Here is a 24,753-nt window from a genome sequence, read left to right as displayed (position 1 = left end):
ACCGGAAGCGGATCACTTCATAAAGCCTTTATAGTGCCGCTTGACAAGCTGGGATTCCAGCTGTTTCATCGTCTGGAGCGCAACCCCCGTAACGATCAGGAGGCTGGTGCCGCCGATCTGCACGGACTGCGGGAGGCCTGCCAGGCTGATGAAGAAGATTGGCATGACCGAGATGGCCGCAAGGAAGATCGCACCAACGAAGGTCAGGCGGTTCAGGACACGGGTCAGATAGTTCTGGGTGTCCTGGCCCGGGCGGATGCCCGGAATGTATGCGCCCTGTTTCTTCAGATTGTCCGATACGTTCTCAGGGTTGACCTGGATGAACGCATAGAAGAATGTGAAGGCGATAATGAGCGCGACATAGATGATCATCCCCACAGGCTTCGTATAGTCGAAGATTTCGATGATCGCTGCCGTCCAGCGGTTCTGGCCGAAGAACGATGCGATCGACTGAGGGGTTATGATGAACGCGACGGCGAAAATCACCGGGATGACGCCGGCCGCGTTTACTTTCAATGGCAGGTGGGTCTGCTGGCCGGCCTGCTGGCGGCCGCGGCCCGTGACACGCTTGGCATATTGCACCGGAATTTTCCGGAGCGCCTCCTGGACATACACGACGCCGACCGTGATGGCGACGACCGCGAGTGCCAGAAGGACCAGAATGAGGATGTTCAGGAACAACTGGTCCCCTGCATCCTGGATCTGCTGCGCATAGATCTGGTTCACCGCGTTCGGAATCGCCGCAACGATTCCCGCAAAGATGATGATCGAGATCCCGTTCCCTACACCATTCTCGGTGATCTGCTCACCGAGCCAGAGAAGGAACGACGTGCCTGCTGTCAGGACAACCGCGATGACGAGGTAAGTCGCAATGCTGTCGTTCTGGATCAGCGTGCCGCCGTACATGCGGTTAAAGCCGTACGACATGGCAATCGACTGGATAAATGCCAGGACGATCGTGAAGTATCTGGTGAACTGGGCCAGCTTCCTCCGGCCGACCTCGCCCTGTTTCGCCCACTCGGCGAATTTCGGGACGACATCCATCTGAAGAAGCTGGACGATGATCGACGCCGTAATGTACGGCATGATCCCCATCGCCAGAATGGAGAAGTTCGCGAGCGCGCCGCCCCCGAACGTATTCAGAAAGCCGATCAGGCTGAATTGATCGGCTGCCTGAAGTGCTGACGCGTCGACGTTCGGCACCGGGATGAACGTCCCGATCCGGAACACGATGAGCAGCGCCAGCGTAAATAAGATTTTCTTCCGGATTTCCCGGACACGCATAAAGTTGGAGATAGTCTCAAACATCAGATCACCTCGACGGAGCCGCCTGCGTTCTCGATGGCCTCTTTAGCGGAAGCGGAGAATTTGTGAGCCCGTACAGTAAGCTTTTTCTCAAGCTGACCGTTGCCGAGGATCTTGATGCCGGATTTTTCCTTGCTCACAATGCCTGTTTCAAGCAGGAGCGCTGGAGTGACTTCCGTACCTTCTTCGAAGCGGTTAAGCGTTTCGAGGTTCACGATGGCATATTCCTTGCGGTTGATGTTCGTGAATCCGCGCTTAGGCAGGCTCTGGAAAAGAGGCATCTGGCCACCTTCGAAGCCGAGGCGTACACCGCCGCCGGAACGCGAGTTTTGACCGTTTGCACCGCGGCCGGACGTCTTGCCGTTGCCCGAACCAGGTCCACGGCCCACACGGTTGCGTTCTTTGCGGGATCCTTTTGCAGGTTTCAGTTCATGCAGTTTCATTTGACTGGCACCTCCTTATGGTTTGATGAAAGATTAGTTTTCTTTAACTTCGACGAGATGGCCGACTTTGTTCAGCATGCCGCGGATTGCAGCATTGTCTTCGTGTTCGACCGTTTGGTTCGTCTTGCGCAGACCGAGAGCTTCAACCGTTTTGCGTTGATCCGGTTTCGCTCCGATCACGCTCTTCTTAAGGGTGATTTCGAGCTTAGCCATTAGTTTTCCCCCCTCAACCCAGCAGTTCTTCTACAGATTTGCCACGGAGTTTTGCAACTTCCTCGGCACGCTTGAGGTCCTGGAGACCTGCGATCGTAGCACGGATGACGTTGATCGGCGTGTTGGATCCGAGGGATTTCGAAAGGATGTCCGTGATGCCTGCAAGTTCAAGTACTGCGCGGACTGGGCCGCCGGCGATAACACCGGTACCAGGAGCAGCAGGTTTGATGAAGACGGAGCCTGCACCATAACGGCCGGTCACTTCGTGTGGCGTTGTGCCGTTGACCATAGGAACGTTGACGAGGTTCTTTTTCGCATCCTCGACTGCCTTGCGGATTGCATCCGGAACTTCCTGTGCCTTACCTGTACCAAAACCGACACGGCCATTCTTGTCGCCGACGACGACGAGTGCCGTGAAGCGGAAACGACGTCCGCCTTTTACGACTTTCGCTACGCGGTTGATCGTAACTACGCGTTCTTCGAACTCACTTTTCACTTCATTGCGACGCATGTGTATAGGTCCCTCCTTTTTAATTAGAATTCGAGTCCGTTTTCACGGGCTGCATCTGCCAGAGCCTTCACACGGCCGTGATAGAGGTAACCCCCACGGTCGAAGACGACAGATTTGATGTTCTTCTCAACAGCTGCCTTGGCGATGGTTTCGCCGATTTTCACTGCTGCTTCAGTGTTCGAAGTGGATCCTTCGAAACCTTTGTCCATTGTGGACGCACTTGCGAGTGTCACACCGTTCGCATCATCGATCAGCTGAGCATAGATATGCTTGTTGGACCGGAAGATGTTCAGGCGCGGACGCTCGGCAGTGCCACTGATCTTGGAACGCACACGTGCATGGCGCTTTTTGCGGACCTGGTTCTTGTCCTGTTTCGTAATCATCGTGGTCACTCCTTTCGATGCCTATGCGGCATTATTTACCTGTCTTACCTTCTTTGCGGCGGACTTGTTCGCCTTCGTAGCGGATCCCTTTGCCTTTGTACGGCTCAGGCGGGCGTACGGCACGGATGTTGGAAGCGAGCGCGCCGACGTGCTCTTTGTTGTAACCGCGGACGATGACTTTCGTGTTCGAAGGAACTTCGATTTCCACGCCTTCTTCAGGTGTGAACTCGACCGGGTGGGAGTAACCGACGTTCAGGACGAGCTTGTTGCCCTGTTTTTGCGCACGGTAACCGACACCAACGAGCTCGAGGGACTTTTCGAAGCCTTTCGAGACGCCTTCGACCATGTTGTTCAGGAGCGAACGGGTCGTTCCGTGGATCGCGCGGTGTTCTTTGTTGTCGGACGGGCGTGTCATTGTGATGACGTTGCCGTCCTGGTTGATCGTGATTTCACTGCTCAGTTTGCGAGTGAGTTCGCCTTTCGGGCCTTTGACCGTGACCGTGTTGTCATCCGCGATGGTGACTGTCACGCTTTCAGGCACTTCGATCAGCTTATTGCCAATACGGGACATGTGTGTGCACCTCCATTCGTTTGTAGCAGATTACCAGACGTATGCGACGACTTCGCCGCCGACTTTCTTCGCACGTGCTTCTTTGTCAGTGATGACGCCGTGAGAAGTCGAGACGAGGGCGATGCCCAGGCCGTTCAGGACTTTAGGGATTTCGTTAGTCTTTGCGTAGACGCGCAGACCCGGCTTCGAAATACGCTTCAGACCCGTGATGACACGTTCGTTGTCCTGGCCGTATTTGAGGAAGATCCGGATGATCCCCTGCTTATCATCTTCGATATATTCAACATCGCGGACAAATCCTTCGCGTTTCAGGATTTCGGCAATCTCTTTTTTCATGTTGGAAGCAGGAACTTCCAGCTTTTCATGGCGTACCATGTTGGCGTTTCGGATACGCGTAAGCATATCTGCGATCGGATCACTCATAGTCATTGTGTTGTACCTCCTTCCCAGGTATAGGGATTACCAGCTGGCCTTCTTGACGCCAGGCAGTTGCCCTTTGTATGCAAGTTCACGGAAACAAATACGGCAAAGCTTGAATTTACGATATACGGAGTGAGGACGTCCGCAACGCTCGCAGCGTGTATATTCCTGCACTTTGTATTTCGGTGTGCGCTTTTGCTTCGCGATCATCGATTTCTTAGCCACAATTTCGCCTCCCTTTCGTTTACTTTTGGAATGGCATGCCGAGCTGCGTCAGGAGCTCACGGGCTTCTTCGTCCGTGTTAGCAGTCGTGACGATGACGATGTCCATGCCACGGACTTTGGATACTTTATCGTAATCGATTTCCGGGAAGATCAGCTGTTCTTTGACGCCGAGCGTGTAGTTGCCGCGGCCGTCAAACGCGTTCTTCGATACGCCGCGGAAGTCGCGGACACGCGGAAGCGCGATGGAAACCAGCTTGTCGAGGAAATCATACATGCGCTCACCGCGGAGCGTTACTTTCGTACCGATCGGCATTCCTTCACGGAGGCGGAAGCCGGCGATCGATTTCTTCGCTTTCGTGATGACCGGTTTTTGGCCGGAGATGATTTCAAGGTCTTCTACAGCAGCGTCGAGGGACTTGCTGTTCTGGACAGCGTCACCGACACCCATGTTGATGACGATCTTTTCGATTTTCGGCACTTGCATAACCGAGCTGTATTCAAACTTGCTCATGAGAGCAGGTGTGATGTCTGTTTTGAATTTCTCTTTCAGGCGGTTCATCAGGAGTACCTCCTTCCTCTAAGTCGCTTATTTCTTGTATGGGTCAGCAATGATCTCGCCGGATTTCTTGGAAACACGGACTGTGACCATTTTGCCGTCTTGTTCTACTTCTTTGTAGCCGATGCGAGTCGGTTCGCCCGATTTCGGATCAAGCAGCATGACGTTGGAAACGTGGATTGGGGCTTCTTTGCTCACGATGCCGCCCTGTGGGCTTTCCTGGTTCGGCTTCGTGTGCTTTTTGATGATGTTGACACCTTCCACGATGACACGGTCTTTCTTAGGGAATGCAGCAAGGATGACGCCGGTTTTCCCTTTGTCTTTTCCTGTGATCACCTGGACTTTATCACCTTTTTTAACGTGCATTCTCTTGCACCTCCTTGGTTGGCACTACCCTATGGATTAAAGTACTTCCGGAGCGAGGGAAATGATTTTCATGAAGTTGTTGTCGCGCAGCTCACGTGCGACAGGTCCGAAGATACGCGTGCCGCGAGGGCCCTTGTCATCACGGATGATGACGCATGCGTTCTCGTCGAACTTGATGTAAGAACCGTCTTTGCGGCGGACACCGCTCTTCGTACGGACGACAACCGCCTTCACGACGTCACCTTTCTTAACAACGCCACCTGGTGTTGCTTTCTTGACGGTGCAGACGACGACGTCGCCGATGTTCGCTGTCTTACGGCCGGAACCGCCGAGCACTTTGATCGTGAGGACTTCACGGGCGCCGGAGTTGTCAGCGACTTTCATACGACTCTCTTGTTGGATCATTGAGGGTACCTCCTCTCAAGTTAAATTCCGATCAGATGATAACCGCTTTTTCAACGACCTCTACAAGGCGGAAACGCTTCGTAGCGGAAAGCGGGCGAGTTTCCATGATGCGGACGATGTCGCCTGTTTTTGCAACATTGTTTTCATCATGAGCTTTATATTTTTTCGAGTATTTTACACGTTTGCCGATAACAGGGTGTTTCTTGTATGTCTCGACAACGACCGTGACTGTCTTATCCATTTTGTCGGAAACGACGCGGCCTGTGTAAACTTTGCGTTGGTTACGCTCAGACATGCTTGCAGCCTCCTTTTATCAGTTGTTGGCGCTGAGTTCGCGTTGGCGAATAACTGTCTTCATGCGCGCGATCGACTTGCGCACCTCACGAATGCGAGCTGTGTTTTCGAGTTGGCCGGTAGCAAGCTGGAAACGCAGGTTGAAGAGCTCTTCTTTCAGCGACTTCACTTTTTGTTCGATTTCAGCAGTGGTCAGATCCCGGATGTCCTTAGCCTTCATTCGATTCACCACCAATTTCTTCGCGTTTTACAAACTTGCTCTTAACCGGCAGTTTGTGCGATGCGAGACGCAAAGCTTCGCGGGCAACCTCTTCGGGAACGCCTGCGATTTCAAACATAACACGGCCTGGCTTCACGACAGCCACCCATCCTTCAACGGCACCTTTACCGGAACCCATCCGGACTTCAAGAGGCTTTTTCGTATATGGCTTATGAGGGAAGATCTTGATCCAGACCTTACCGCCACGCTTCATGTAGCGGGTCATGGCGATACGGGCAGATTCGATCTGACGGTTGGTGATCCAGCCAGCTTCTGTAGCCTGGAGGCCGTATTCACCGAAATTCACTGTGCCGCCGCCTTTTGTTTCCCCGCGCATTTTGCCGCGGTGTACACGACGGTGCTTAACACGTTTAGGCATCAACATGATCAGTTGCCTCCTTCCTCGGATTTCTTCTTCTCAGGAAGGACTTCACCGCGGTAGATCCATACTTTCACGCCGAGCTTACCGTATGTTGTATCGGCTTCCGCGTGAGCGTAGTCGATGTCGGCACGGAGTGTATGGAGCGGTACAGTACCTTCGCTGTAGTGTTCGGCACGGGCGATGTCGGCGCCGCCGAGGCGTCCCGATACCATTGTGCGGATCCCTTTGGCGCCTGCACGCATGGTGCGCTGGATCGCTTGTTTTTGAGCGCGGCGGAACGATGCACGCTGTTCAAGCTGGCGGGCGATGTTTTCTGCGACAAGTTTCGCATCAAGATCTGCACGCTTCACTTCAACGATGTTGATGTGCACACGCTTGCCTGTAAGAGCGTTGAGTTCTTTGCGGAGCGCTTCAACTTCAGAACCGCCCTTCCCGATTACCATGCCGGGCTTCGCTGTGTGGATCGTGATGTTCACACGGTTCGCAGCACGCTCGATCTCCACCTGGGACAGGGAAGCGTCTTTCAGGCGCTCATCGATATACTCGCGAATCTTAAGGTCTTCATGGAGAAGAGTTGCATAGTCTTTTTCTGCATACCATTTCGACTCCCAGTCACGGATGACTCCGAGTCGCATACCATTTGGATGTACTTTTTGACCCACGAATTATCCCTCCTTCTTCTCGGATACCACTACTGTGATGTGGCTAGTACGTTTGTTGATTGCAGTTGCACGGCCTTGTGCGCGAGGACGGAAACGCTTGAGCGTCGGACCTTCGTCTACAAAGACTTCACTGACGACGAGGTTGTTGATGTCCATGTCGTAGTTGTGCTCTGCGTTGGCGATTGCGGATTTCAATACTTTCTCGACAACCGGCGATGCGGCTTTCGGTGTAAGTCGCAGGATTGCGACCGCTTCACCCACTTGCTTGCCCCGGATCAGGTCGACGACCAAACGGACTTTGCGAGGAGCAATCCGGATTGTGCGGGCTACGGCTTTTGCTTGTTGCATCAGGAGTACCTCCTCTCAATTAGCGTTTCGTTTTCTTATCGTCGGCTCCATGACCGCGGTATGTGCGTGTAGGTGCGAATTCACCCAGTTTGTGGCCGACCATGTCTTCCGTTACGTAAACCGGTACATGTTTGCGTCCGTCATAGACAGCAATCGTGTTGCCGACGAAGTTCGGGAAGATTGTAGAGCGGCGGGACCATGTTTTAATGACCTGCTTCTTGTCGTTTGCGTTCTGTGCCTCGACCTTTTTCATGAGATGATCATCCACAAAAGGTCCTTTTTTCAAGCTGCGACCCATTTTGGTACCTCCCTCCGTGATTGCCCGGCGGCCCACCCCGTGAACCGCTGAGAAACCACATTATTTTTTGCGGCGACGAATGATGTAGTCGTCCGATTTGTTTTTCTTCTTGCGGGTTTTGAGACCAAGTGCCGGTTTGCCCCAAGGAGTGACCGGTGCCGGGCGTCCGATTGGCGCGCGGCCTTCACCACCACCGTGCGGGTGATCGTTCGGGTTCATGACGGAACCGCGTACTGTCGGGCGCTTGCCCATCCAGCGGGAACGTCCTGCTTTACCGATGTTGATCAGTTCGTGCTGTTCGTTGCCGACCTGGCCGATTGTCGCGCGGCATGTGCCGAGGATCATGCGGACTTCGCCGGACTGTAGGCGTACGATGACGTACTTGCCTTCTTTACCGAGAACCTGAGCGGATGTACCCGCGGAACGGACAAGCTGTCCGCCTTTGCCAGGCTTCAGTTCGATGTTGTGGATGGTTGCACCCATCGGAATGTTTTCGAGAGGGAGTGCGTTCCCCACTTTGATGTCTGCTTCAGGACCGGACATGATTTCCATGCCGACCTTGAGGCCTTTAGGAGCGAGGATGTAACGCTTTTCCCCGTCCACGTAGTTGATCAGTGCGATGTTCGCAGAACGGTTCGGATCGTATTCGATCGTGGCAACGCGTCCCGGGATGCCATCTTTCCGGCGTTGGAAGTCGATGACACGGTATTGGCGCTTATGGCCGCCACCTTGGTGGCGGACTGTCGTACGGCCTTGGTTGTTGCGGCCGCCCTTGCGGTGTTTAGGCGCGAGGAGCGATTTTTCCGGCTTGTCAGTTGTGATCTCTGCAAAGTCGGAAGCCGTCATGTTGCGTCGGCCGTTGGAAGTTGGTTTATACTTCTTGATCGCCATTGTTTTCCCTCCTCATTGTTTTATCGGTTCAGAGCGCAAGTTTTACGCTTCGAAAAGTTCAATGTCTTTAGAGTCAGCCGTCAGTTTGACGATGGCTTTGCGGCGTTTGTTCGTGTATCCGCCGAAACGGCCCATACGCTTGAACTTGCCTTTGACGTTCATGATGTTGACTTTCTCGACCTTGACACCGAAGACTTCTTCGACGGCCTGTTTGACCTGTGTCTTGTTGGCACGGACATCTACATCGAACGTGTACTTTTTGTCTTCCATCGCCTGTGCGGAACGCTCGGTAATGACCGGACGCTTCAATACATCACGTGCATCCATTAACCAAGCACCTCCTCTACTTTTTCGACCGCGGATTTTGTCATGACGAGCTTGTCATGGCCAACCAGGTCGAGGACGTTGATGCCGTTTGCGGAGACGACTGTGACGCCCGGGATGTTGCGCGCGGACAGTGCCACATTTTCATCGAGCTCTGCAGTGACGAACAATGCTTTCTTGTCGACGGAAAGATCTTTCAGGACCTGAACGAATGCTTTCGTCTTTGGTGCGTCGAAAGTAAGTGCGTCGAGTACGACGAGGCTTTCTTCGCGGACTTTCGCGGAAAGTGCCGAACGGAGTGCCAGACGGCGGACTTTCCTAGGAAGCTTGTAGCTGTAGCTGCGTGGAACCGGACCGAATACGGTACCGCCTCCGCGCCATTGCGGGGAGCGAGTGGAGCCTTGGCGTGCGCGGCCTGTGCCTTTTTGGCGCCATGGCTTGCGGCCTCCGCCTGCTACTTCTCCGCGCTGCTTTGTTTTGTGGTTACCCTGGCGCAGGGATGCGCGCTGGGCGATGATCGCTTCAAAAAGTACAGCTTCGTTCGGCTCGATTCCGAATACGGATTCGTTCAGTTCGACTTCGCCGACAGAAGCGCCAGTTTGATTAAGTACGGATACTTTTGGCATTGTGTTGTCCTCCTTTCCTTATTTCTTGAGGGATGCGCGTACTTTTACGAGCGACTTGCGTGCGCCCGGCACATTCCCTTTGACGAGGAGCAGGTTGCGCTCTGCGTCCACTTTTACAATTTCGAGGTTTTGGATCGTTACGGTGTCGGTACCCATACGGCCTGGGGACTTCATGCCCTTGAAGACGCGTGCCGGGTCAACCGGACCGAGCGAACCTGGCGCGCGGTGGAAGTGGGATCCGTGGCTCATCGGTCCGCGGGCGTGCCCGTGGCGCTTGATGACACCCTGGAATCCTTTACCTTTTGATACGCCTGTAATATCGACGAAATCGCCAGCTGCGAAAATTTCTACGTTGACTTCCTGACCAACTTCATAATCGGCCGTGTCCTCTCCGCGGAATTCGCGAACGAAGCGCTTAGGCGCAGTTTCTGCTTTGGCTGCATGGCCTTTTTCCGGTTTGTTCGCGAGCTTTTCGCGCTTGTCTTCGAAGCCGAGCTGGACTGCTGCGTAGCCGTCCGTTTCTGCTGTCTTCTTTTGAAGGACAACGTTTGGTGCCGCTTCGATGACAGTTACCGGGATGAGATCGCCGTTTTCAGCGAAGACTTGCGTCATGCCGATCTTTCTACCCAAGATTCCTTTGGTCATTCGTCACACCTCCTGCATTCTGTGTGTTTTTTTATTTGGTGTTGATTAAAGTTTGATTTCGATGTCTACGCCGGACGGCAGATCAAGCTTCATGAGCGCGTCAACCGTTTTTGGTGTCGGATTGACGATGTCGATCAGACGCTTGTGTGTGCGCATCTCGAACTGTTCACGCGAGTCCTTGTATTTGTGGACCGCACGAAGAATCGTGTAAACCGAACGCTCTGTCGGAAGCGGGATCGGACCCGAAACACTTGCACCAGAACGTTTTGCCGTTTCCACAATCTTCTCAGCTGATTGATCGAGGATACGGTGGTCGTACGCTTTCAAACGGATACGGATTTTTTGTTTTGCCATTACTTTCCCTCCCTTTCGCCTTTTTTCAAGACAATTCTCCACGGAAATCTCCTGCACACCGCCATGGCAAAGCGGCCGGGTGTGTCAGCAACCTCCCGCTTCATCGCAGTCAAATGACCAACATTCCGTATTATACACAAAACGGAAGAGCCTCGCAAGTACTACGCGCGAGATTCTTTGTTGGACCTTAGAATTATATAACGGTTCGGCCCAGGATGCAATCGGTAAGGGAAGAGTCGGAATATTAGGTTGCCGGAAGCCAGGTTGTTATATGGAAGGAAGTCGATTGTTCCGGCTCTCTTTTGAACGAAGACGCTTTGCGGGCGCAGTGATTCTGCAAATCACGTTGCTGGCGCGATGCCGCACTGCGATGATTGGCGGCTGCGCCACAAGCAGAGCGGTGGACAGCGCCTCTTTCAAAGATTCTCATCGAGAGCTTAATCAATTCCGGCAGCTTTGGTGTCCATTAAAAACTCCGAGAATACAGGCTTCGGTCCCAGCGGCGGTTTCTTCTTTCAGGGGCGAAATTTCGTCATTTACGCCACCGGTTTCGTCATTCACGGTCGGCATCTTAGCGAATGACGAAATTTATCGGCTGAATGACGAAATCCAACCAGTCCAATGATGAAACTTCAGGAGCGAATGACGAAACCGCGGCAGACGATCCACGCGCTGCTCCTTTATCAACTCCCATGCTTTTGCCCGTGGGCCATCTTCCGCTGCGGGCTTTGCACTTACTAAGACAGCGTCCCCGGTAAGGGAAGGCCTCTCGGAAAAAAGAAAAACTGCAGACAAATGAGCAATACGCACTCACGCTGTCTGCAGTTCGGGCTCCGGCTGTCCGGAGCTTTATTCTGTTCCCCCTTCTCTCAGAGAATCATGGCGGCGATCCAGCCGAAGAGGATGAGGGGGATGTTGAAGTGGATAAAGGTCGGGACGCAGGTGTCCCAGATGTGATTGTGTTTGCCGTCGGCATTGAGTCCGGCGGTTGGTCCGAGCGTGGAGTCGGATGCCGGGGAGCCGGCGTCGCCGAGTGCTCCGGCCGTACCGATCAAGGAAATGATCGCGAGTGTGCTGAACCCGAATTCGACGCTTAGCGGAACGAAGATGGCGGCAATGATCGGTACAGTCGCGAACGAAGAGCCGATGCCCATCGTGACGAGCAGGCCGACGAGGAGCATGATCAGGGCGGCCATGCTCTTGTTGTCGCCGAGCATGCCGCTGGCTGATTCGACGAGTGTCCCGACGTGGCCCGTGGCCTGGATGACGCCGGCAAATCCGTTTGCTGCGATCATGACGAAGCCGACGAAGGCCATCATCTTCATGCCGTCGTTCAGGAGCTCGTCCGCCTCTTTCCAGCGGACGGCGCCTGTTGCATAAAGAACTGCGATACCGGAGATGGCGCCGATGATCATCGAGTCGGTCGTGATCTGTCCCGTAAGTGCCGCTGCAAGCGCGATGACTGTGAACACAATATTGCGTCTCCGCACTTCCCGCTCCGGACCGGAGGCAATCGCCCGGCTGTCTCCGTAGTCACGCGGTTTCCGGTACGAGATGAAAATCGCGATGATGAGTCCGAGTGCCATGCCGGCAACCGGAAGCGCCATGGCTGACGGGATGTCTGCCATGTTGATTTCAAGGCCTGCCAGCGCCATCTGGTTGGCGATGACCTCATGGAAGAGGAGGCCGAAGCCAAATGGGAGCAGGATGTACGGAGCCGTGAGACCGAATGCCAGCACACAGGCGATGAGCCGCCGGTCGATTTTCAGCATGTCAAGAATGTGCAGAATGGGAGGAACCAGCAGCGGAACAAAGGCGATGTGGATCGGAATCGCATTTTGCGATGAAATGGCGACCAGAAGCAGGATGAGGACGATCAGCGCTTTGGCGAGTCCTTTCCGCTCCCCTTCCCCTTCATTGCCAACGACTTTCAGAATGAGCTTGACGAGCACCTCCGGGATGCCGGTCCGGGAGATGGCAACCGCGAACCCGCCGAGGAGGGCGTAGCTGAGTGCAATTGTGGCACCGCCTCCAAGGCCCTCTGTGAATGCCCCGATCGTATCTTCGATCGAAAGACCAGCCGTCAGGCCGCCGGCAAGTCCTCCGATGGTCAGGGCCAGCACTACATTGACCCGGAAAAGACTCAAGACCAGCATGACTGCGACCGCTATGATCACTGCGTTCATAATACGGACTCCTTTTCGCTTCACCACTTTACCGTGATAAAGCACTAAATGAATGCTATTAGATTATCATGGCGGCTGGAGACTGTCAACTCCTTATCGGCAGTTCTCGGACGGAAGAGTTTCCGCGGACAGACGGGCGGCGAGCATCCTCGGATCGGCATGACCCATCCTCGCCTAGCCCCCTCCCTTCATCGCACTCAACCACAAAACCGGCAAGCTCCCAAAAGGGGGCTGCCGGTTGATTGGTCATGCGCGCTGCATGGCTTCTTCGTATTTTGAAATCTGGTCTTCGTATTTGAAGGTCAGGGCAATTTCATCCCAGCCGTTCAGGAGCATTTCTTTCCAGTACGGGTCGATGCCGAACCGGCGGACGGTGCCGTCCGGCTGCGTGACGGTCTGTTCCGCAAGACTGACTGCGAGCCGGGCCGGTTCGGCCTTGCCCTTGGCGAGAAGTTCTTCCACTTCCTCTTCCGGCAGCCTGATCGGCAGGATCCCGTTTTTCATGCAGTTATTGTAGAAGATATCGGCATAGCTCGGCGCGATGACAACGCGGAATCCATAATCGAGGATGGCCCACGGCGCGTGTTCGCGGGACGAGCCGCAGCCGAAGTTTTCACGTGCGACGAGGATTTCTGATCCGTCGAACCGCGGATCGTTCAGGACGAATCCGTCCCTCTTGTTGCCTTCGGCGTCGAAACGCCAGTGGTAGAACAGGTACTTACCGAAGCCGGTCCGTTCGATGCGCTTCAGAAATTCCTTGGAGATGATCTGGTCGGTGTCGACGTTGCTCCGATCGAGCGGCGTCATGATGCTGGTGACTTCATTGATCGGTTTCATGAATGCAGCCTCCTTTCATCGTCCCGCTTCAGGCGTGGACGGCAAATTCTTCGCGGACATCGGTGAAACGGCCATTGATGGCTGCGGCTGCGGCCATGGCCGGGCTCATAAGGTGCGTGCGGGCCCCCGTCCCCTGCCGTCCTTCGAAGTTCCGGTTGGAAGTGGATGCACAGCGTTCACCTGCCGGGACGACATCATCATTCATGGCGAGGCACATGCTGCATCCCGATTCGCGCCATTCAAAGCCCGCTTCGGTAAAGACCTTGTCGAGGCCTTCCTCTTCCGCCTGTTTCTTGACTGTCCGTGAGCCCGGCACGACGATGGCGCGGACGCCTCCGCGGACTTTCCTGCCTTCAACGACGCGGGCCGCTTCGCGGAGGTCGCTCAGGCGGGCGTTTGTGCAGGAGCCGATGAAGACGTGCTGGATTTCGATGTCGGTGAACGGCTGGCCTTCTTCAAGGCCCATATACTCGATGGCCCGAAGGAAGGACTCTCGCTCAAGCTCATTTTCAAAGTCCGACGCATTCGGGACATTTCCGGAGATGCCTGCACCCATTCCCGGATTTGTGCCCCAGGTGATGAACGGTTCGATTTCGTCCGCGTGGATGGAGACGGACTTATCGTACGATGCCCCTTGATCGGAAGCGAGAGAGAGCCAGTCTTCGGCGGCTTTGTCGAATGCTTCGCCCTGCGGCACGTACTTGCGCCCGCGGAGATACTCGACTGTCTTTTCATCCGGGCTGATGAGACCCGCCCGTGCCCCTGCCTCAATCGACATGTTGCAGACTGTCATGCGCTCTTCCATCGTGAGTTTTCTGATCGCTTCTCCCGTGTATTCCACGATATGGCCGGTTCCCATGTCGGTGCCGAACTTCGCGATGATGGTCAGGATGATATCCTTGGCGGCAACGCCAGGGGCAATCTCACCATCGATGCGGATCTCCATGGTTTTCGGGCGGGATTGCCAGAGCGTCTGTGTGGACAGCACATGCTCGACTTCGCTCGTTCCGATGCCGAAGGCAAGTGCGCCGAACGCCCCGTGAGTCGAGGTGTGGGAGTCGCCGCAGACGATAGTCTTGCCAGGTTGCGTAAGCCCGAGCTCCGGCCCGATGACATGGACGATTCCCTGATCAGGGTGGTCGACGTCAGCCAACGGCACGCCGAACTCCTCACAGTTTTCCTCAAGTGTCCGGATCTGCTTGCGAGCGATCGGGTCTTTGATCACCTTGCGGTTAACCGTCGGCACGTTGTGGTCCATCGTCGCGAAACAGAGGTCCGGGCGGCGGACTTTGCGCCCGTTCAGGCGAAGCCCTTCAAACGCCTGCGGAGACGTGACTTCGTGCAGCAGATGGAGATCGATGTAGAGGAGGTCCGGTTTGCCCGGTTCCCCGACGACGATGTGCCGGTCCCAGATTTTATCGATGATTGTCTTTGCCATTGCGTTCCGCCTCCTGTTTTACATATACGAAAACATAATATCTTCCGACACGGTTTCCGCGTCGAGCTGCTCGATGACTTTGTCGGTCCATTCTTCTGTCGTGAGGGTGCGGCCTCCCGCCCCGGCAAGATCTGCCGTGAGGCACCCGTCCTCAAGCACCGTCTGGACCGCTTCTTCGATTGCAGCCGCCTCGGTCTCCATGCCGAACGAGTAGCGGAGCATCATCGCGGCCGACAGGATGGCCGCCGCCGGGTTTGCGACGCCTTTGCCGGCGATGTCCGGACCGGAGCCATGCACCGGTTCATACAGGCCGAATCCGTCGGTGCGGATGCTCGCGGATGGCAGCATGCCGAGAGATCCGGTGATGACCGATGCTTCGTCGCTCAGGATGTCCCCGAACATATTCTCCGTCACGACGACGTCGAATGCGGACGGATCGGTGATCAGCTTCATCGCGCATGAGTCAACAAGCTGGTGCTCAACGGTGACGTCCGGGTAGTCCGCCTTCTTTTCTTCGACGACTTCCCGCCAGAGACGGCTGGACTCCAGGACATTGGCCTTATCAACGGACGTCACTTTTCCCCTTCTCACACGGGCAAGCTCGAATGCTTGCTCGACGATTCGGCCGATCTCCTCACGGGAGTAGACAAGCGTGTCATATGCATCGTCTGCTGTGCGGGCCTTTTCACCGAAGTACAGGCCCCCGGTCAGCTCGCGGACAATCATGAGGTCCACGCCTGCCGCTTTTTCCTCTTTGAGCGGAGATGCGGACAAAAGCGCCGGTACCGCCTTGACCGGGCGGAGGTTTGCGAACAGGCCGAAATGTTTGCGGATGGCAAGCAGCCCCTTTTCCGGGCGGAGTTCGGACGGATTGCGGTCCCATTTCGGTCCCCCGACGGCACCCAGGAGAACGGCGTCAGCCGTTCCGCAGGCGTCGGCCGTTTCTTTCGGGAACGGATTGTCGAGGGCGTCAATTGCCGCTCCGCCGATCAGGCCGTAAGAAAAATTGAACTCATGCTGGTAGCGGCGTGCAATCAGCTTCAGGACCTTGACGGCTGCCCTGGTCACTTCAGGGCCGATTCCATCTCCGGGCAATACGGCAATTGTCTTTTCCATGTTCGTTTCCTCCTTTTAATATCAGCCTGGTTCAGATTACGTGACAGGCACGGTTTCTTCCGGCGCCTGTTGTGCATTTTTTACAAGTTTCCGGTTGATGGCGTTCAGATAAGCATTGGCCGTGGCTTCCAGCACATCCTGTGCGGCGTCGCGCCCCGTGATCTCATCTTCGCCGATCAGGACTTTGACGACCGCCTCACCGAGCGCGTCACGCCCTTTGCCCACAGAAGATACGCGGTAGTCGAGGATGTGGACTTTCTCGCTCACGATGCGCTCGAGCGCGTTGAAGATCGACTCGACGGAACCGGTTCCGGTCGCCGCCTCGGTGACGGTCTCGCCGTCAGGCCGGACGACCGTGATGGTCGATGTCGGGATGTTGGCCGTGCCGCTGGACAGCTGGACACCGGCCAGTTCATAGATCGGCGCGTCCGCTTCCTGGATCTGCTGATCGGTCAGGATGACGAGCAGGTCAGCTTCGGTGATCACCTTCTTGCGGTCCGCCAGCTTCTTGAACTCTGCGAATGCTTCATTGAGCCGCTCCGGCTCGAGGGTGAAGCCCATCTCTTCGGCGCGGGACTTGAACGCATGGCGGCCGGAGTGCTTGCCGAGGACCAGTTCGGTATGGGCATCGCCGATCAGTTCCGGCGTGATGATTTCGTAAGTGTTCGGGTTCTTCAGCATGCCGTCCTGATGGATGCCGGACTCGTGAGCAAAGGCGTTCTTGCCTGTCACTGCCTTGTTCGGCTGGATCGCGACGCCTGTCAGCTGGCTGACCAGCTGGCTCGTGCGCTTGATCTCCTTCAGGTTGATGCCGGTCTCGACGTTGTAATGGTCCTTCCGGATGTGGAGGGCGACCGCCACTTCCTCGAGCCCGACATTGCCGGCGCGCTCGCCGATTGCGTTGATCGTGCCTTCCACCTGGTCGGCACCGTTTTCGATGGCTGCGAGGGTGTTTGCCGTCGCCATGCCGAGATCGTCATGGCAGTGTGCGGACAGCTTCACCCGGTCGATGTTCGGCACGGTCTCCTTCAGGAATTTAAAGATGGAACCGTAGTCATGCGGTGTCGCATATCCGACGGTGTCAGGGATGTTGACGGTCGTGGCGCCCGCCTTGACAACTTCGTTCACGATGCGGGCGAGGAAGTCGGGCTCCGTGCGGGAACCGTCTTCCGCCGACCATTGGACGAGCGGAAAGAATTTCTTCGCGTACTTGATCGCTTCGACCGATGCCTCGATCACTTCATCCGGCGTCTTTTTCAGCTTGTAGGCCATGTGGATCGGAGACGTCGCCAGAAAAATATGGATATGGGGCTGCTCCGCGACGCGGAGCGCTTCCCACGCGGCATCGATATCCTTTTGGTTGCAGCGGGCGAGGCCCGTCACGATCGAATTCTTGACCGTGCCCGCAATTTTGCGGACAGCATCCTGGTCGCCCGGGGAGGCTGCCGGGAAGCCGGCCTCCATCACCGTCACGCCGAGCCGTTCCAGCTGGCGCGCGATCTCAAGCTTCTCGGCGGTGTTCAGGTTGATGCCCGCCGACTGCTCCCCGTCCCTCAGGGTCGTGTCAAAAATGTCAATTTTGCGCACTGGCGACCACTTCCTTTTTAATCTTTTTGCCTTCATTGACGAACGGCATCATGGAGCGGAGCTCACGGCCGACTTTCTCGATCTGGTGCTCGGACTCGCGGCGGTTAATGGCGTTGTACTCAGGGCGGCCCAGCTGGTTTTCAAGCAGCCAGCCTTTTGCGAACTTGCCGTTCCGGATATCTTCGAGCACTTCCTTCATGCGGGCTTTTGTCTCGTCCGTGATGACACGGGGCCCGGAGACGAAGTCACCCCACTGTGCAGTGTCGGAGATCGAGTAGCGCATGTTTTCGATGCCGCCTTCGTACATGAGGTCGACGATCAGTTTCAGTTCGTGCAGAACTTCGAAGTAAGCGACTTCCGGCTGGTAGCCTGCTTCGACCAATGTTTCGAACCCGGCCTTGACGAGGGCGGTCGTTCCGCCGCAGAGCACAGCCTGTTCGCCGAAGAGGTCTGTTTCGGTCTCTTCCTGGAACGTCGTTTCAAGAACCCCCGCACGCGCGGCGCCAATCCCTTTGGCGTAAGCAAGCGCAAGATCTTTTGCCTGGCCGGTTGCGTCCTGTTGGATCGCGATCAGTGCAGGGACGCCTGCGCCGCTTTCGTACGTACGGCGGACAAGGTGGCCAGGGCCCTTCGGCGCAACCATGAACACATCAACATCAGCCGGAGGGACGATCTGTCCGAAGTGGATGTTGAACCCGTGTGCGAAGACAAGCGCCTTGCCTGCAGTGAGGGACGGCTTGATCTCTTCGTTGTAGACCTGTGTCTGGCGCTCATCCGGGAGGAGAACCATGATGACATCCGCAGCCGCGGAAGCTTCGGCAACGGTTGCGACCTGGAGGCCGTCTTCCTTCGCCATTTCGAACGATTTGCCCGGACGTACGCCGACGATGACGTCGAAGCCGGATTCTTTCAGGTTCTGCGCATGCGCATGGCCTTGGGAGCCGTATCCGATGACCGCGATTTTACGTCCTTGGAGAACTGCCTCGTTAACATCCTGGTTATAGTACATTTTTGCCATTTTCATTTTCCTCCCTGTGGGTTCTGTTTTTTTATTGGACCGGACTTGGAAGCGGGCCGGACTGCCGCGGGAATCTCTCTGACGGTGCTTCTGCCTTACTGAAGGATCAGATCGGGCATGGTGTCCGCACGCTGCGTCTCGCGTGTAAAGGCCGTGACACCGGTGCGTGAAATTTCCTTGATGCCGTATGGCCGGACGAGGTCGATGAACGCCTCGATCTTCTCCGGGTCCCCTGTCACCTGGTAGGTGGTGACGTTTTTGCTCATGTCGATGACTTGTGCGCGGAACGGCTCGACGATGCTCCGGACTTCCTGGCGGAGCTGGGGCGGGGTAACGACTTTGACGAGCGCCAGCTCCCGCATGACCATCGCCTTGTCCGAGATATCGTTCACCTTGATGACATCGATCTGCTTGGACAGCTGCTTGACGAGCTGCTCGACCTTTGAGGGATCTTCAACGTGGACGACGAAGGTCATCTTCGACATACCCGGCGTCTCGGTATGTCCGACGGTAATGCTCTCGATGTTGAACTGCCGCTTCATGAGGAGTCCTGTCACCCGGTTCAGAACACCGCTCTGGTTGAGGACTGTTGTCGTTATGACCCGTTTCACCGTTCCATCACTCCGATCATTTCACTGAGACTCTTGCCCGGCGCGACCATCGGGTAGACGTTTTCCGTCGCGAGCACCCTGCAGTCGACGAGCGCCGGTCCGTCCGACTCGATCGCTTCCCCGATCACCTGTTCCGCCTCGGCAAGCGTCTCGACTTTATATCCCTTAACCTCATAGGCTTCCGCCAGCTTGACGAAGTCCGGCTGCACCGGCACGAGCGAGGAGGAGTAGCGTTCCCCGTGGAAGGTTTCCTGCCACTGGCGCACCATGCCGAGCGCCGCGTTGTTCAGGATGATGACCTTTACCGGGAGATTGAACTCCTGGAGGATCGACAGCTCCTGCAGCGTCATCTGGAAGCCGGCATCGCCGACGACCGCGACGACTTTCTCGTGCGGGAAGGCCAGCTGGGCGCCGATCGCGGCCGGAAATCCGAAGCCCATCGTCCCGAGGCCACCGGATGTCACCCAGTGATGCGGGTGGTTCGGTTCATAATATTGGGCGGCGAACATCTGGTGCTGGCCGACGTCGGTCGTGACTATCGCGTCTCCTCCCGTGTATTTGTGGATGAGCCGAACCGCATCTTGTGGCATGATCTGCCCATCGGCTGCACGCTCGTAACCGAACGGACGGGTTTCCCGGTACTCGCTTAGGCGTGCAAGCCACGCTTCCGTGTCCGGTGCTTTAAAGTCCTTTTTATTCAGCTCGGTGAGTGCGGCCTTGGCGTCCGCAACGATCGGGATCTCCGTCGGGACGTTCTTGCCGATTTCGGCCGGGTCGATGTCGATGTGGATGACCGTTGCATTTGGCGCGAACCCGTCAAGATTGCCGGTGAGCCGGTCATCGAAGCGGGCGCCGATGTTCAGGAGCACATCGCACTCCTGGATGGCCATATTCGCCGCGTACGACCCATGCATGCCTGCCATGCCGAGCCCGAGATCGTGTCCCCCCGGAACGGTGCCGATGCCGAGCAGGGTGGTTGTCACCGGGATGCGGTACCGCTCGATAAAGCTTCCGAGCTCCCCTGTACCTTCTGCGGCCAGGATTCCCGCCCCTGCAAGGATCAGCGGTCGTTCAGCCTCCGAAAGCATCTGAGCGGCTTTCTGGATCTGGAGGAAGTTCGGCCTGACCGTCGGCTGGTAGCCCGGCAGATGGACGCCTTCCGGATGGGGGATATCCGCGGCAAGTTCGGCCACTGAAACGTCCTTCGGAATATCGACGACCACCGGGCCTTTGCGGCCGGTGGAAGCGATATGGAATGCTTCCTTGATGATCCGCGGGATGTCTTTTGCATCTTTCACCTGGTAGTTGTGCTTGGTGATCGGTTGTGTGATGCCGATCACGTCCGCTTCCTGGAAAGCATCGGTGCCGATCACCTGCTGGGCGACCTGCCCGGTCAGGACGACGAGCGGGAGCGAGTCCAGCATGGCGTCCGCGATGCCGGTCACAAGATTGGTCGCCCCCGGCCCGGAAGTGGCGATGACCACGCCGGTCCTTCCTGTCGTGCGCGCATACCCTTCGGCTGCGTGGATGGCACCCTGCTCATGACGGGCCAGGATGTGCCGGATCGGATTCTTGTACAGTGCATCGTAGATCGGGAGCACCGCACCGCCCGGGTAGCCGAAAATGATGTCCACGCCCTCGTTTTTCAAAGACCGGACCAGCAGGTCGGCTCCGTTGCCGGCTGTTGCCGGTGTGACGGCTTGTTTTGTTTCCCTTACCTTGACGCTCGCTTCCATCTGCGCCTTCCTCCTTCACTTGTGAGTTTTGTATATAAAAAAACAAAAGACCCCTCCACTCCCTGCACGGAACACAGTCGTCTTCCGTTGCAAGGGATGAAAGAGCCTTTCATGGTACCACCCTTGTTCGCGGCATTGCCGCCTCGGCAGCCGGGCAGGTGCCCGGCCGGTTGGTAACGGGGCGGCGCGATGCCAGCCCCGGGAACACCTTGGGAATGATCCGTTCAGTGTTCCGCTCGGAGGTGATGTCGGATAGGATGCACTGCCGGTTTCCAGCGGTTCCGGCTCTCTGGGAGTGCATGGGGTCCTCTTCCTTTTTCCTCTTCTGCGCTTTCGTTTGATTGATCGATCGCTGTCAGATTTTCATGACGCCGCCGGTGTTGGCGGATGTGACCAGTTTGGAGTAGCGGGCGAGATAGCCCGTCTTGATTTTCGGTTCAAACGGCTTCACATTCTTTCGCCGCTCTTCAAGTACGTCTTCCGGAACGTTGAGTTCGATCCTGCGGTTGACGAGGTCGATTTTGATGATATCGCCGTTCTCCACCAGGCCGATCGGCCCGCCTTCCGCCGCTTCCGGCGAAATATGGCCGACAGCGATCCCCCGGGATGCGCCCGAGAATCTTCCGTCTGTGATGAGCGCGACCTTCGTGCCGAGACCACGGCCGACAATTGCCGAAGTCGGCGCGAGCATTTCCGGCATGCCCGGCCCGCCTTTCGGGCCCTCGTACCGGATGACGACCACATGTCCTTCTTGGACCGTGCCGTCATCGATACCCTGGAGGGCGTCTTCCTGGGACTCGAAGACGATGGCGTCGCCTTCGAATACCTTGATGGAAGGATCGACCGCACCGACCTTGATGACGCCGCCATCCGGTGCCACATTCCCGTACAAGACGGATAGGCCGCCCACCGGACTATACGGGTTTTCCTTTGGCCGGATGACCTGCTCATTCAGGATCTTGCTGTCTTTCACGGTTTCATAAAGGGTCTTGCCGGTGACCGTCATCCGGTCCGGGTGAATGGCACCCGGGATGTCACACAGTTCACGGATGATCGCACTGACGCCACCGGCAAGGTGCACATCATGCATTGAGTAATCCGATGCGGGCATGAGCTTGGACAGATACGGGACACGCTCGGCAATCTCATTGACCTTTTTCAGGTCGTAGTCGATGCCTGCCTCATGGGCGATGGCGAGGGTGTGAAGGACGGTGTTTGTCGATCCGCCCATCGCCATGTCCAGGGCAAATGCGTCGTCGATGGTTTCTTCCGTAACGAGGTCGCGCGGCTTCACGTCTTCTTCCACCATGCGGATCAGGTGCTTGGCCGCTTCGTAGATCAGCTCTTTGCGCTGGTCCGATGTGGCGACGATTGTGCCGTTCTCAGGAAGCGTGACGCCCATCATCTCCATGAGGGTGTTCATCGAGTTGGCGGTGAACATCCCCGAACAGGATCCGCATGTCGGACAGGCGCTTTGCTCGATCTCGAGCAGCTGTGCCTGTGTCATGTTACCCTGTTTGTAGGCACCCACGCCTTCGAACACGGAAGTAAGGGAAAGCGCCTTGCCGTTGGAGTCCACTCCGGCTTCCATCGGTCCTCCCGATACGAAAATCGACGGTACGTTGGTCCGGACAGCTGCCATGAGCATTCCCGGAGTGATCTTGTCGCAGTTCGGGATGTAGAACACGCCGTCAAACCAGTGCGCGTTGATGACGGTCTCCGCGGAGTCGGCGATGATCTCCCGGCTCGGAAGCGAGTAGCGCATCCCGATGTGACCCATTGCAATTCCGTCGTCGACGCCGATTGTATTGAACTCGAACGGGACGCCGCCCGCTTCACGGATTGCCTCTTTGACGACTTCCGCAAATTTGTTGAGGTGCATATGCCCCGGGATAATGTCCACATAGGAGTTGCACACGCCGATAAACGGCTTGCCCAAATCCTTCGCTTTCACGCCCGTCGCATATAGCAGGCTCCGGTGCGGTGCCCGGTCGATTCCTTTTTTGATCATGTCGCTTCGCATAAGATGATCTCTCCTCTGGATGGAGGCGGAGCGGCTTCTGGCCATGCTCTTGTGCCGTCTCTCAAAATGAATTGAACACATCATAACGCGGTTGAAATATTGCGTCAAGTCGCTTTTTTCAAGTTTTCGTTCAATTTAGAATTAAATCTTCCATGTAAACGTTTGCAAATGCTGATATATCGCATTCTGCTTAATTTAAAAAGTTTTTCAGGAATGGCCGGGGAGCGTTGGCTAAGATGGATGTCCAGTCCAGCAGGGATGCCGGAAAATCTGAACAGGATTGGTTGACAGGTTACGTCAGTCCTTTTCTGTTTAGTGACCGGTGTTCGTTTCCTGCCGGGCAGTTGCTGCGGAGAAGACTGCAGAATTTGTTCCAGGCGTCAGGTTGGAACAGGCCTTGGAAATCCCAAACATAAAAAAGACCCCCGCCCACGTCTGGGCGGAGGTCACTGTCCACGTCTGGACAGAGGAAGCGGAACGGCTGATCAGGCCGGTCCGTTTCCGTTATTCAGTCACCATTCATTACTTCTGGATTGTTGCAACGACGCCTGCACCAACTGTGCGGCCGCCTTCACGGATCGAGAACTTTGTACCTTCTTCGATCGCGATTGGGGAGATAAGTTCTACTGTCATTTCAACGTTGTCGCCAGGCATAACCATTTCAACGCCTTCTGGAAGCGAGATGATGCCAGTTACGTCAGTTGTACGGAAGTAGAACTGCGGGCGGTAGTTGGAGAAGAATGGCGTGTGACGGCCACCTTCTTCTTTGGACAGAACGTAAACTTCAGCTTTGAAGTTTGTGTGTGGAGTGATCGAGCCTGGCTTTGCAAGAACTTGGCCACGCTGGATGTCTTCACGGGCAACACCACGGAGAAGCGCACCGATGTTGTCGCCTGCTTCTGCATAGTCGAGAAGCTTACGGAACATTTCAACGCCTGTTACTGTAGTCGATTTTGCTTCCTCAGCAAGACCGATGATTTCAACAGTGTCGCCGACTTTAACCTGGCCACGTTCTACACGGCCGGTTGCAACCGTACCACGGCCTGTGATCGAGAATACGTCCTCGACAGGCATCATGAATGGCTTTTCAGTGTCGCGCTCCGGAGTTGGGATGTAGCTGTCAACTGCGTCCATGAGCTCAACGATTTTCTCTTCCCACTCTGCTTCGCCTTCGAGGGCTTTCAGAGCGGAACCTTTGATGACAGGAACGTCATCGCCAGGGAAGTCGTACTCGGAAAGGAGGTCACGGACTTCCATTTCAACGAGCTCGAGGAGTTCTTCGTCGTCAACCATGTCGCACTTGTTAAGGAATACGACGAGGTAAGGAACACCAACCTGACGGGACAGGAGGATGTGCTCACGAGTTTGTGGCATTGGGCCGTCAGCTGCGGATACAACGAGGATTCCGCCGTCCATTTGAGCTGCACCAGTGATCATGTTCTTGACATAGTCAGCGTGACCAGGGCAGTCAACGTGAGCGTAGTGGCGCTTGTCTGTTTCATATTCGATGTGGGATGTGTTGATTGTGATCCCGCGCTCTTTTTCTTCAGGAGCGTTGTCAACGTCAGCGTACGAACGTGCTTCACCGCCGCCTTTTTTCGCGAGTACTGTCGCGATTGCAGCAGTCAGAGTCGTTTTACCGTGGTCAACGTGACCGATTGTACCGATGTTAGCATGCTCCTTGGAGCGGTCGAATTTTTCTTTAGCCATTAGGAAAATC

At 55.9% G+C, this 24,753-nt stretch carries 32 protein-coding genes; all 32 read right to left on the bottom strand.

Annotated elements, in window-relative coordinates:
* Positions 1-12: 12 nt before the first annotated feature.
* The 32 genes from secY to tuf all read right to left on the bottom strand — a co-directional run bounded on the left by secY (position 13) and on the right by tuf (position 24,743).
* Complete coding sequence (gene secY / locus BLT01_RS00955) at positions 13-1,308, bottom strand: preprotein translocase subunit SecY (RefSeq protein WP_092093273.1); 1,296 nt, start codon at positions 1,306-1,308, stop codon at positions 13-15.
* Positions 1,308-1,748 carry a 50S ribosomal protein L15 gene (gene rplO / locus BLT01_RS00950; protein WP_092093269.1) on the bottom strand — a complete coding sequence of 147 codons (441 nt, stop codon included), beginning with the start codon at positions 1,746-1,748 and terminating at the stop codon, positions 1,308-1,310. Before rplO ends, secY begins: the two co-directional genes overlap by 1 nt.
* A gap of 33 nt (positions 1,749-1,781) precedes the next feature.
* Complete coding sequence (gene rpmD, locus BLT01_RS00945) at positions 1,782-1,961, bottom strand: 50S ribosomal protein L30 (protein WP_092093265.1); 180 nt, start codon at positions 1,959-1,961, stop codon at positions 1,782-1,784.
* 13 nt (positions 1,962-1,974) lie between these two features.
* Positions 1,975-2,472 (bottom strand): 30S ribosomal protein S5, encoded by a 498-nt coding sequence (rpsE, locus tag BLT01_RS00940; RefSeq protein WP_092093262.1) that lies wholly within the window; start codon positions 2,470-2,472, stop codon positions 1,975-1,977.
* 23 nt (positions 2,473-2,495) lie between these two features.
* A complete protein-coding gene (gene rplR / locus BLT01_RS00935; RefSeq protein ID WP_063182490.1) occupies positions 2,496-2,855 on the bottom strand; it encodes a 50S ribosomal protein L18 in 360 nt (119 codons plus the stop codon).
* A 31-nt stretch (positions 2,856-2,886) separates the two neighbouring features.
* Positions 2,887-3,426 (bottom strand): 50S ribosomal protein L6, encoded by a 540-nt coding sequence (gene rplF / locus BLT01_RS00930; RefSeq protein ID WP_092093258.1) that lies wholly within the window; start codon positions 3,424-3,426, stop codon positions 2,887-2,889.
* A gap of 30 nt (positions 3,427-3,456) precedes the next feature.
* Positions 3,457-3,855 carry a 30S ribosomal protein S8 gene (rpsH, locus tag BLT01_RS00925; RefSeq protein WP_008298867.1) on the bottom strand — a complete coding sequence of 133 codons (399 nt, stop codon included), beginning with the start codon at positions 3,853-3,855 and terminating at the stop codon, positions 3,457-3,459.
* Between the two features lie 30 nt (positions 3,856-3,885).
* Complete coding sequence (locus BLT01_RS00920; RefSeq protein ID WP_008298870.1) at positions 3,886-4,071, bottom strand: type Z 30S ribosomal protein S14; 186 nt, start codon at positions 4,069-4,071, stop codon at positions 3,886-3,888.
* Positions 4,072-4,090: 19 nt separating this feature from the next.
* Positions 4,091-4,630, bottom strand: a complete 540-nt coding sequence (rplE, locus tag BLT01_RS00915; RefSeq protein ID WP_092093255.1) for a 50S ribosomal protein L5 — start codon at positions 4,628-4,630, stop codon at positions 4,091-4,093.
* Positions 4,631-4,657: 27 nt separating this feature from the next.
* Complete coding sequence (gene rplX, locus BLT01_RS00910) at positions 4,658-4,993, bottom strand: 50S ribosomal protein L24 (protein WP_008298874.1); 336 nt, start codon at positions 4,991-4,993, stop codon at positions 4,658-4,660.
* A 36-nt stretch (positions 4,994-5,029) separates the two neighbouring features.
* Positions 5,030-5,398, bottom strand: a complete 369-nt coding sequence (rplN, locus tag BLT01_RS00905) for a 50S ribosomal protein L14 (protein ID WP_008298875.1) — start codon at positions 5,396-5,398, stop codon at positions 5,030-5,032.
* A gap of 31 nt (positions 5,399-5,429) precedes the next feature.
* A complete protein-coding gene (rpsQ, locus tag BLT01_RS00900) occupies positions 5,430-5,693 on the bottom strand; it encodes a 30S ribosomal protein S17 (protein WP_063182502.1) in 264 nt (87 codons plus the stop codon).
* Positions 5,694-5,711: 18 nt separating this feature from the next.
* Positions 5,712-5,912: a 50S ribosomal protein L29 gene (gene rpmC, locus BLT01_RS00895; protein WP_008298877.1), complete on the bottom strand. Its 201-nt coding sequence runs from the start codon at positions 5,910-5,912 to the stop codon at positions 5,712-5,714.
* The gene (rplP, locus tag BLT01_RS00890; RefSeq protein WP_092093252.1) at positions 5,902-6,336 is read right to left on the bottom strand and encodes a 50S ribosomal protein L16; all 435 of its coding nucleotides are present in this window, start codon (positions 6,334-6,336) and stop codon (positions 5,902-5,904) included. Before rplP ends, rpmC begins: the two co-directional genes overlap by 11 nt.
* Positions 6,337-6,338: 2 nt before the next feature.
* A complete protein-coding gene (rpsC, locus tag BLT01_RS00885) occupies positions 6,339-6,995 on the bottom strand; it encodes a 30S ribosomal protein S3 (protein ID WP_092093250.1) in 657 nt (218 codons plus the stop codon).
* A 3-nt stretch (positions 6,996-6,998) separates the two neighbouring features.
* Positions 6,999-7,343 (bottom strand): 50S ribosomal protein L22, encoded by a 345-nt coding sequence (rplV, locus tag BLT01_RS00880; RefSeq protein ID WP_092093247.1) that lies wholly within the window; start codon positions 7,341-7,343, stop codon positions 6,999-7,001.
* 19 nt (positions 7,344-7,362) lie between these two features.
* On the bottom strand, positions 7,363-7,641 hold the full coding sequence (rpsS, locus tag BLT01_RS00875) for a 30S ribosomal protein S19 (protein WP_092093244.1): 279 nt from the start codon (positions 7,639-7,641) through the stop codon (positions 7,363-7,365).
* 60 nt (positions 7,642-7,701) lie between these two features.
* Positions 7,702-8,532 carry a 50S ribosomal protein L2 gene (rplB, locus tag BLT01_RS00870; protein ID WP_092093241.1) on the bottom strand — a complete coding sequence of 277 codons (831 nt, stop codon included), beginning with the start codon at positions 8,530-8,532 and terminating at the stop codon, positions 7,702-7,704.
* A gap of 42 nt (positions 8,533-8,574) precedes the next feature.
* Complete coding sequence (gene rplW, locus BLT01_RS00865) at positions 8,575-8,859, bottom strand: 50S ribosomal protein L23 (RefSeq protein ID WP_063182516.1); 285 nt, start codon at positions 8,857-8,859, stop codon at positions 8,575-8,577.
* Positions 8,859-9,482, bottom strand: a complete 624-nt coding sequence (rplD, locus tag BLT01_RS00860) for a 50S ribosomal protein L4 (protein WP_092093238.1) — start codon at positions 9,480-9,482, stop codon at positions 8,859-8,861. Before rplD ends, rplW begins: the two co-directional genes overlap by 1 nt.
* An 18-nt stretch (positions 9,483-9,500) precedes the next feature.
* Positions 9,501-10,127 carry a 50S ribosomal protein L3 gene (gene rplC / locus BLT01_RS00855; RefSeq protein ID WP_092093235.1) on the bottom strand — a complete coding sequence of 209 codons (627 nt, stop codon included), beginning with the start codon at positions 10,125-10,127 and terminating at the stop codon, positions 9,501-9,503.
* A gap of 45 nt (positions 10,128-10,172) precedes the next feature.
* Positions 10,173-10,481 carry a 30S ribosomal protein S10 gene (rpsJ, locus tag BLT01_RS00850; RefSeq protein ID WP_008298888.1) on the bottom strand — a complete coding sequence of 103 codons (309 nt, stop codon included), beginning with the start codon at positions 10,479-10,481 and terminating at the stop codon, positions 10,173-10,175.
* An 869-nt stretch (positions 10,482-11,350) separates the two neighbouring features.
* Positions 11,351-12,667 (bottom strand): Na+/H+ antiporter family protein, encoded by a 1,317-nt coding sequence (locus tag BLT01_RS00845; protein ID WP_092093232.1) that lies wholly within the window; start codon positions 12,665-12,667, stop codon positions 11,351-11,353.
* A gap of 246 nt (positions 12,668-12,913) precedes the next feature.
* The gene (gene leuD, locus BLT01_RS00840; RefSeq protein ID WP_092093229.1) at positions 12,914-13,504 is read right to left on the bottom strand and encodes a 3-isopropylmalate dehydratase small subunit; all 591 of its coding nucleotides are present in this window, start codon (positions 13,502-13,504) and stop codon (positions 12,914-12,916) included.
* A 28-nt stretch (positions 13,505-13,532) separates the two neighbouring features.
* Positions 13,533-14,942: a 3-isopropylmalate dehydratase large subunit gene (leuC, locus tag BLT01_RS00835; protein WP_092093226.1), complete on the bottom strand. Its 1,410-nt coding sequence runs from the start codon at positions 14,940-14,942 to the stop codon at positions 13,533-13,535.
* 18 nt (positions 14,943-14,960) lie between these two features.
* On the bottom strand, positions 14,961-16,058 hold the full coding sequence (gene leuB / locus BLT01_RS00830) for a 3-isopropylmalate dehydrogenase (RefSeq protein ID WP_092093223.1): 1,098 nt from the start codon (positions 16,056-16,058) through the stop codon (positions 14,961-14,963).
* A 36-nt stretch (positions 16,059-16,094) separates the two neighbouring features.
* Complete coding sequence (locus BLT01_RS00825; protein WP_092093218.1) at positions 16,095-17,645, bottom strand: 2-isopropylmalate synthase; 1,551 nt, start codon at positions 17,643-17,645, stop codon at positions 16,095-16,097.
* On the bottom strand, positions 17,632-18,852 hold the full coding sequence (gene ilvC / locus BLT01_RS00820) for a ketol-acid reductoisomerase (RefSeq protein ID WP_260470080.1): 1,221 nt from the start codon (positions 18,850-18,852) through the stop codon (positions 17,632-17,634). Before ilvC ends, BLT01_RS00825 begins: the two co-directional genes overlap by 14 nt.
* Positions 18,759-19,274: an acetolactate synthase small subunit gene (ilvN, locus tag BLT01_RS00815; protein WP_092093212.1), complete on the bottom strand. Its 516-nt coding sequence runs from the start codon at positions 19,272-19,274 to the stop codon at positions 18,759-18,761. The genes ilvC and ilvN overlap by 94 nt, the downstream gene beginning before the upstream one ends.
* Positions 19,271-21,010, bottom strand: a complete 1,740-nt coding sequence (ilvB, locus tag BLT01_RS00810; protein ID WP_092093207.1) for a biosynthetic-type acetolactate synthase large subunit — start codon at positions 21,008-21,010, stop codon at positions 19,271-19,273. The genes ilvN and ilvB overlap by 4 nt, the downstream gene beginning before the upstream one ends.
* Before the next feature lie 355 nt (positions 21,011-21,365).
* Entirely contained in the window at positions 21,366-23,033 is a 1,668-nt protein-coding gene (gene ilvD / locus BLT01_RS00805) for a dihydroxy-acid dehydratase (RefSeq protein ID WP_092093203.1), read from the bottom strand.
* A gap of 522 nt (positions 23,034-23,555) precedes the next feature.
* Positions 23,556-24,743 carry an elongation factor Tu gene (gene tuf / locus BLT01_RS00800; RefSeq protein WP_092093200.1) on the bottom strand — a complete coding sequence of 396 codons (1,188 nt, stop codon included), beginning with the start codon at positions 24,741-24,743 and terminating at the stop codon, positions 23,556-23,558.
* Positions 24,744-24,753: the final 10 nt, after the last annotated feature.

Source organism: Bhargavaea beijingensis, from assembly GCF_900101985.1.
GTDB lineage: Bacteria > Bacillota > Bacilli > Bacillales_A > Planococcaceae > Bhargavaea > Bhargavaea beijingensis.
This window is presented reverse-complemented; position numbering and strand designations above follow the sequence as displayed.

Coding starts and splice junctions, on each gene's coding strand:
- secY (WP_092093273.1), bottom strand. CDS start 1,308: ATGTTTGAGACTATCTCCAACTTTATGCGTGTCCGGGAAATCCGGAAG.
- rplO (WP_092093269.1), bottom strand. CDS start 1,748: ATGAAACTGCATGAACTGAAACCTGCAAAAGGATCCCGCAAAGAACGC.
- rpmD (WP_092093265.1), bottom strand. CDS start 1,961: ATGGCTAAGCTCGAAATCACCCTTAAGAAGAGCGTGATCGGAGCGAAA.
- rpsE (WP_092093262.1), bottom strand. CDS start 2,472: ATGCGTCGCAATGAAGTGAAAAGTGAGTTCGAAGAACGCGTAGTTACG.
- rplR (WP_063182490.1), bottom strand. CDS start 2,855: ATGATTACGAAACAGGACAAGAACCAGGTCCGCAAAAAGCGCCATGCA.
- rplF (WP_092093258.1), bottom strand. CDS start 3,426: ATGTCCCGTATTGGCAATAAGCTGATCGAAGTGCCTGAAAGCGTGACA.
- rpsH (WP_008298867.1), bottom strand. CDS start 3,855: ATGACTATGAGTGATCCGATCGCAGATATGCTTACGCGTATCCGAAAC.
- rplE (WP_092093255.1), bottom strand. CDS start 4,630: ATGAACCGCCTGAAAGAGAAATTCAAAACAGACATCACACCTGCTCTC.
- rplX (WP_008298874.1), bottom strand. CDS start 4,993: ATGCACGTTAAAAAAGGTGATAAAGTCCAGGTGATCACAGGAAAAGAC.
- rplN (WP_008298875.1), bottom strand. CDS start 5,398: ATGATCCAACAAGAGAGTCGTATGAAAGTCGCTGACAACTCCGGCGCC.
- rpsQ (WP_063182502.1), bottom strand. CDS start 5,693: ATGTCTGAGCGTAACCAACGCAAAGTTTACACAGGCCGCGTCGTTTCC.
- rpmC (WP_008298877.1), bottom strand. CDS start 5,912: ATGAAGGCTAAGGACATCCGGGATCTGACCACTGCTGAAATCGAACAA.
- rplP (WP_092093252.1), bottom strand. CDS start 6,336: ATGTTGATGCCTAAACGTGTTAAGCACCGTCGTGTACACCGCGGCAAA.
- rplV (WP_092093247.1), bottom strand. CDS start 7,343: ATGCAACAAGCAAAAGCCGTAGCCCGCACAATCCGGATTGCTCCTCGC.
- rpsS (WP_092093244.1), bottom strand. CDS start 7,641: ATGGGTCGCAGCTTGAAAAAAGGACCTTTTGTGGATGATCATCTCATG.
- rplB (WP_092093241.1), bottom strand. CDS start 8,532: ATGGCGATCAAGAAGTATAAACCAACTTCCAACGGCCGACGCAACATG.
- rplW (WP_063182516.1), bottom strand. CDS start 8,859: ATGGATGCACGTGATGTATTGAAGCGTCCGGTCATTACCGAGCGTTCC.
- rplD (WP_092093238.1), bottom strand. CDS start 9,482: ATGCCAAAAGTATCCGTACTTAATCAAACTGGCGCTTCTGTCGGCGAA.
- rplC (WP_092093235.1), bottom strand. CDS start 10,127: ATGACCAAAGGAATCTTGGGTAGAAAGATCGGCATGACGCAAGTCTTC.
- rpsJ (WP_008298888.1), bottom strand. CDS start 10,481: ATGGCAAAACAAAAAATCCGTATCCGTTTGAAAGCGTACGACCACCGT.
- BLT01_RS00845 (WP_092093232.1), bottom strand. CDS start 12,667: ATGAACGCAGTGATCATAGCGGTCGCAGTCATGCTGGTCTTGAGTCTT.
- leuD (WP_092093229.1), bottom strand. CDS start 13,504: ATGAAACCGATCAATGAAGTCACCAGCATCATGACGCCGCTCGATCGG.
- leuC (WP_092093226.1), bottom strand. CDS start 14,942: ATGGCAAAGACAATCATCGATAAAATCTGGGACCGGCACATCGTCGTC.
- leuB (WP_092093223.1), bottom strand. CDS start 16,058: ATGGAAAAGACAATTGCCGTATTGCCCGGAGATGGAATCGGCCCTGAA.
- ilvB (WP_092093207.1), bottom strand. CDS start 21,010: ATGGAAGCGAGCGTCAAGGTAAGGGAAACAAAACAAGCCGTCACACCG.
- ilvD (WP_092093203.1), bottom strand. CDS start 23,033: ATGCGAAGCGACATGATCAAAAAAGGAATCGACCGGGCACCGCACCGG.
- tuf (WP_092093200.1), bottom strand. CDS start 24,743: ATGGCTAAAGAAAAATTCGACCGCTCCAAGGAGCATGCTAACATCGGT.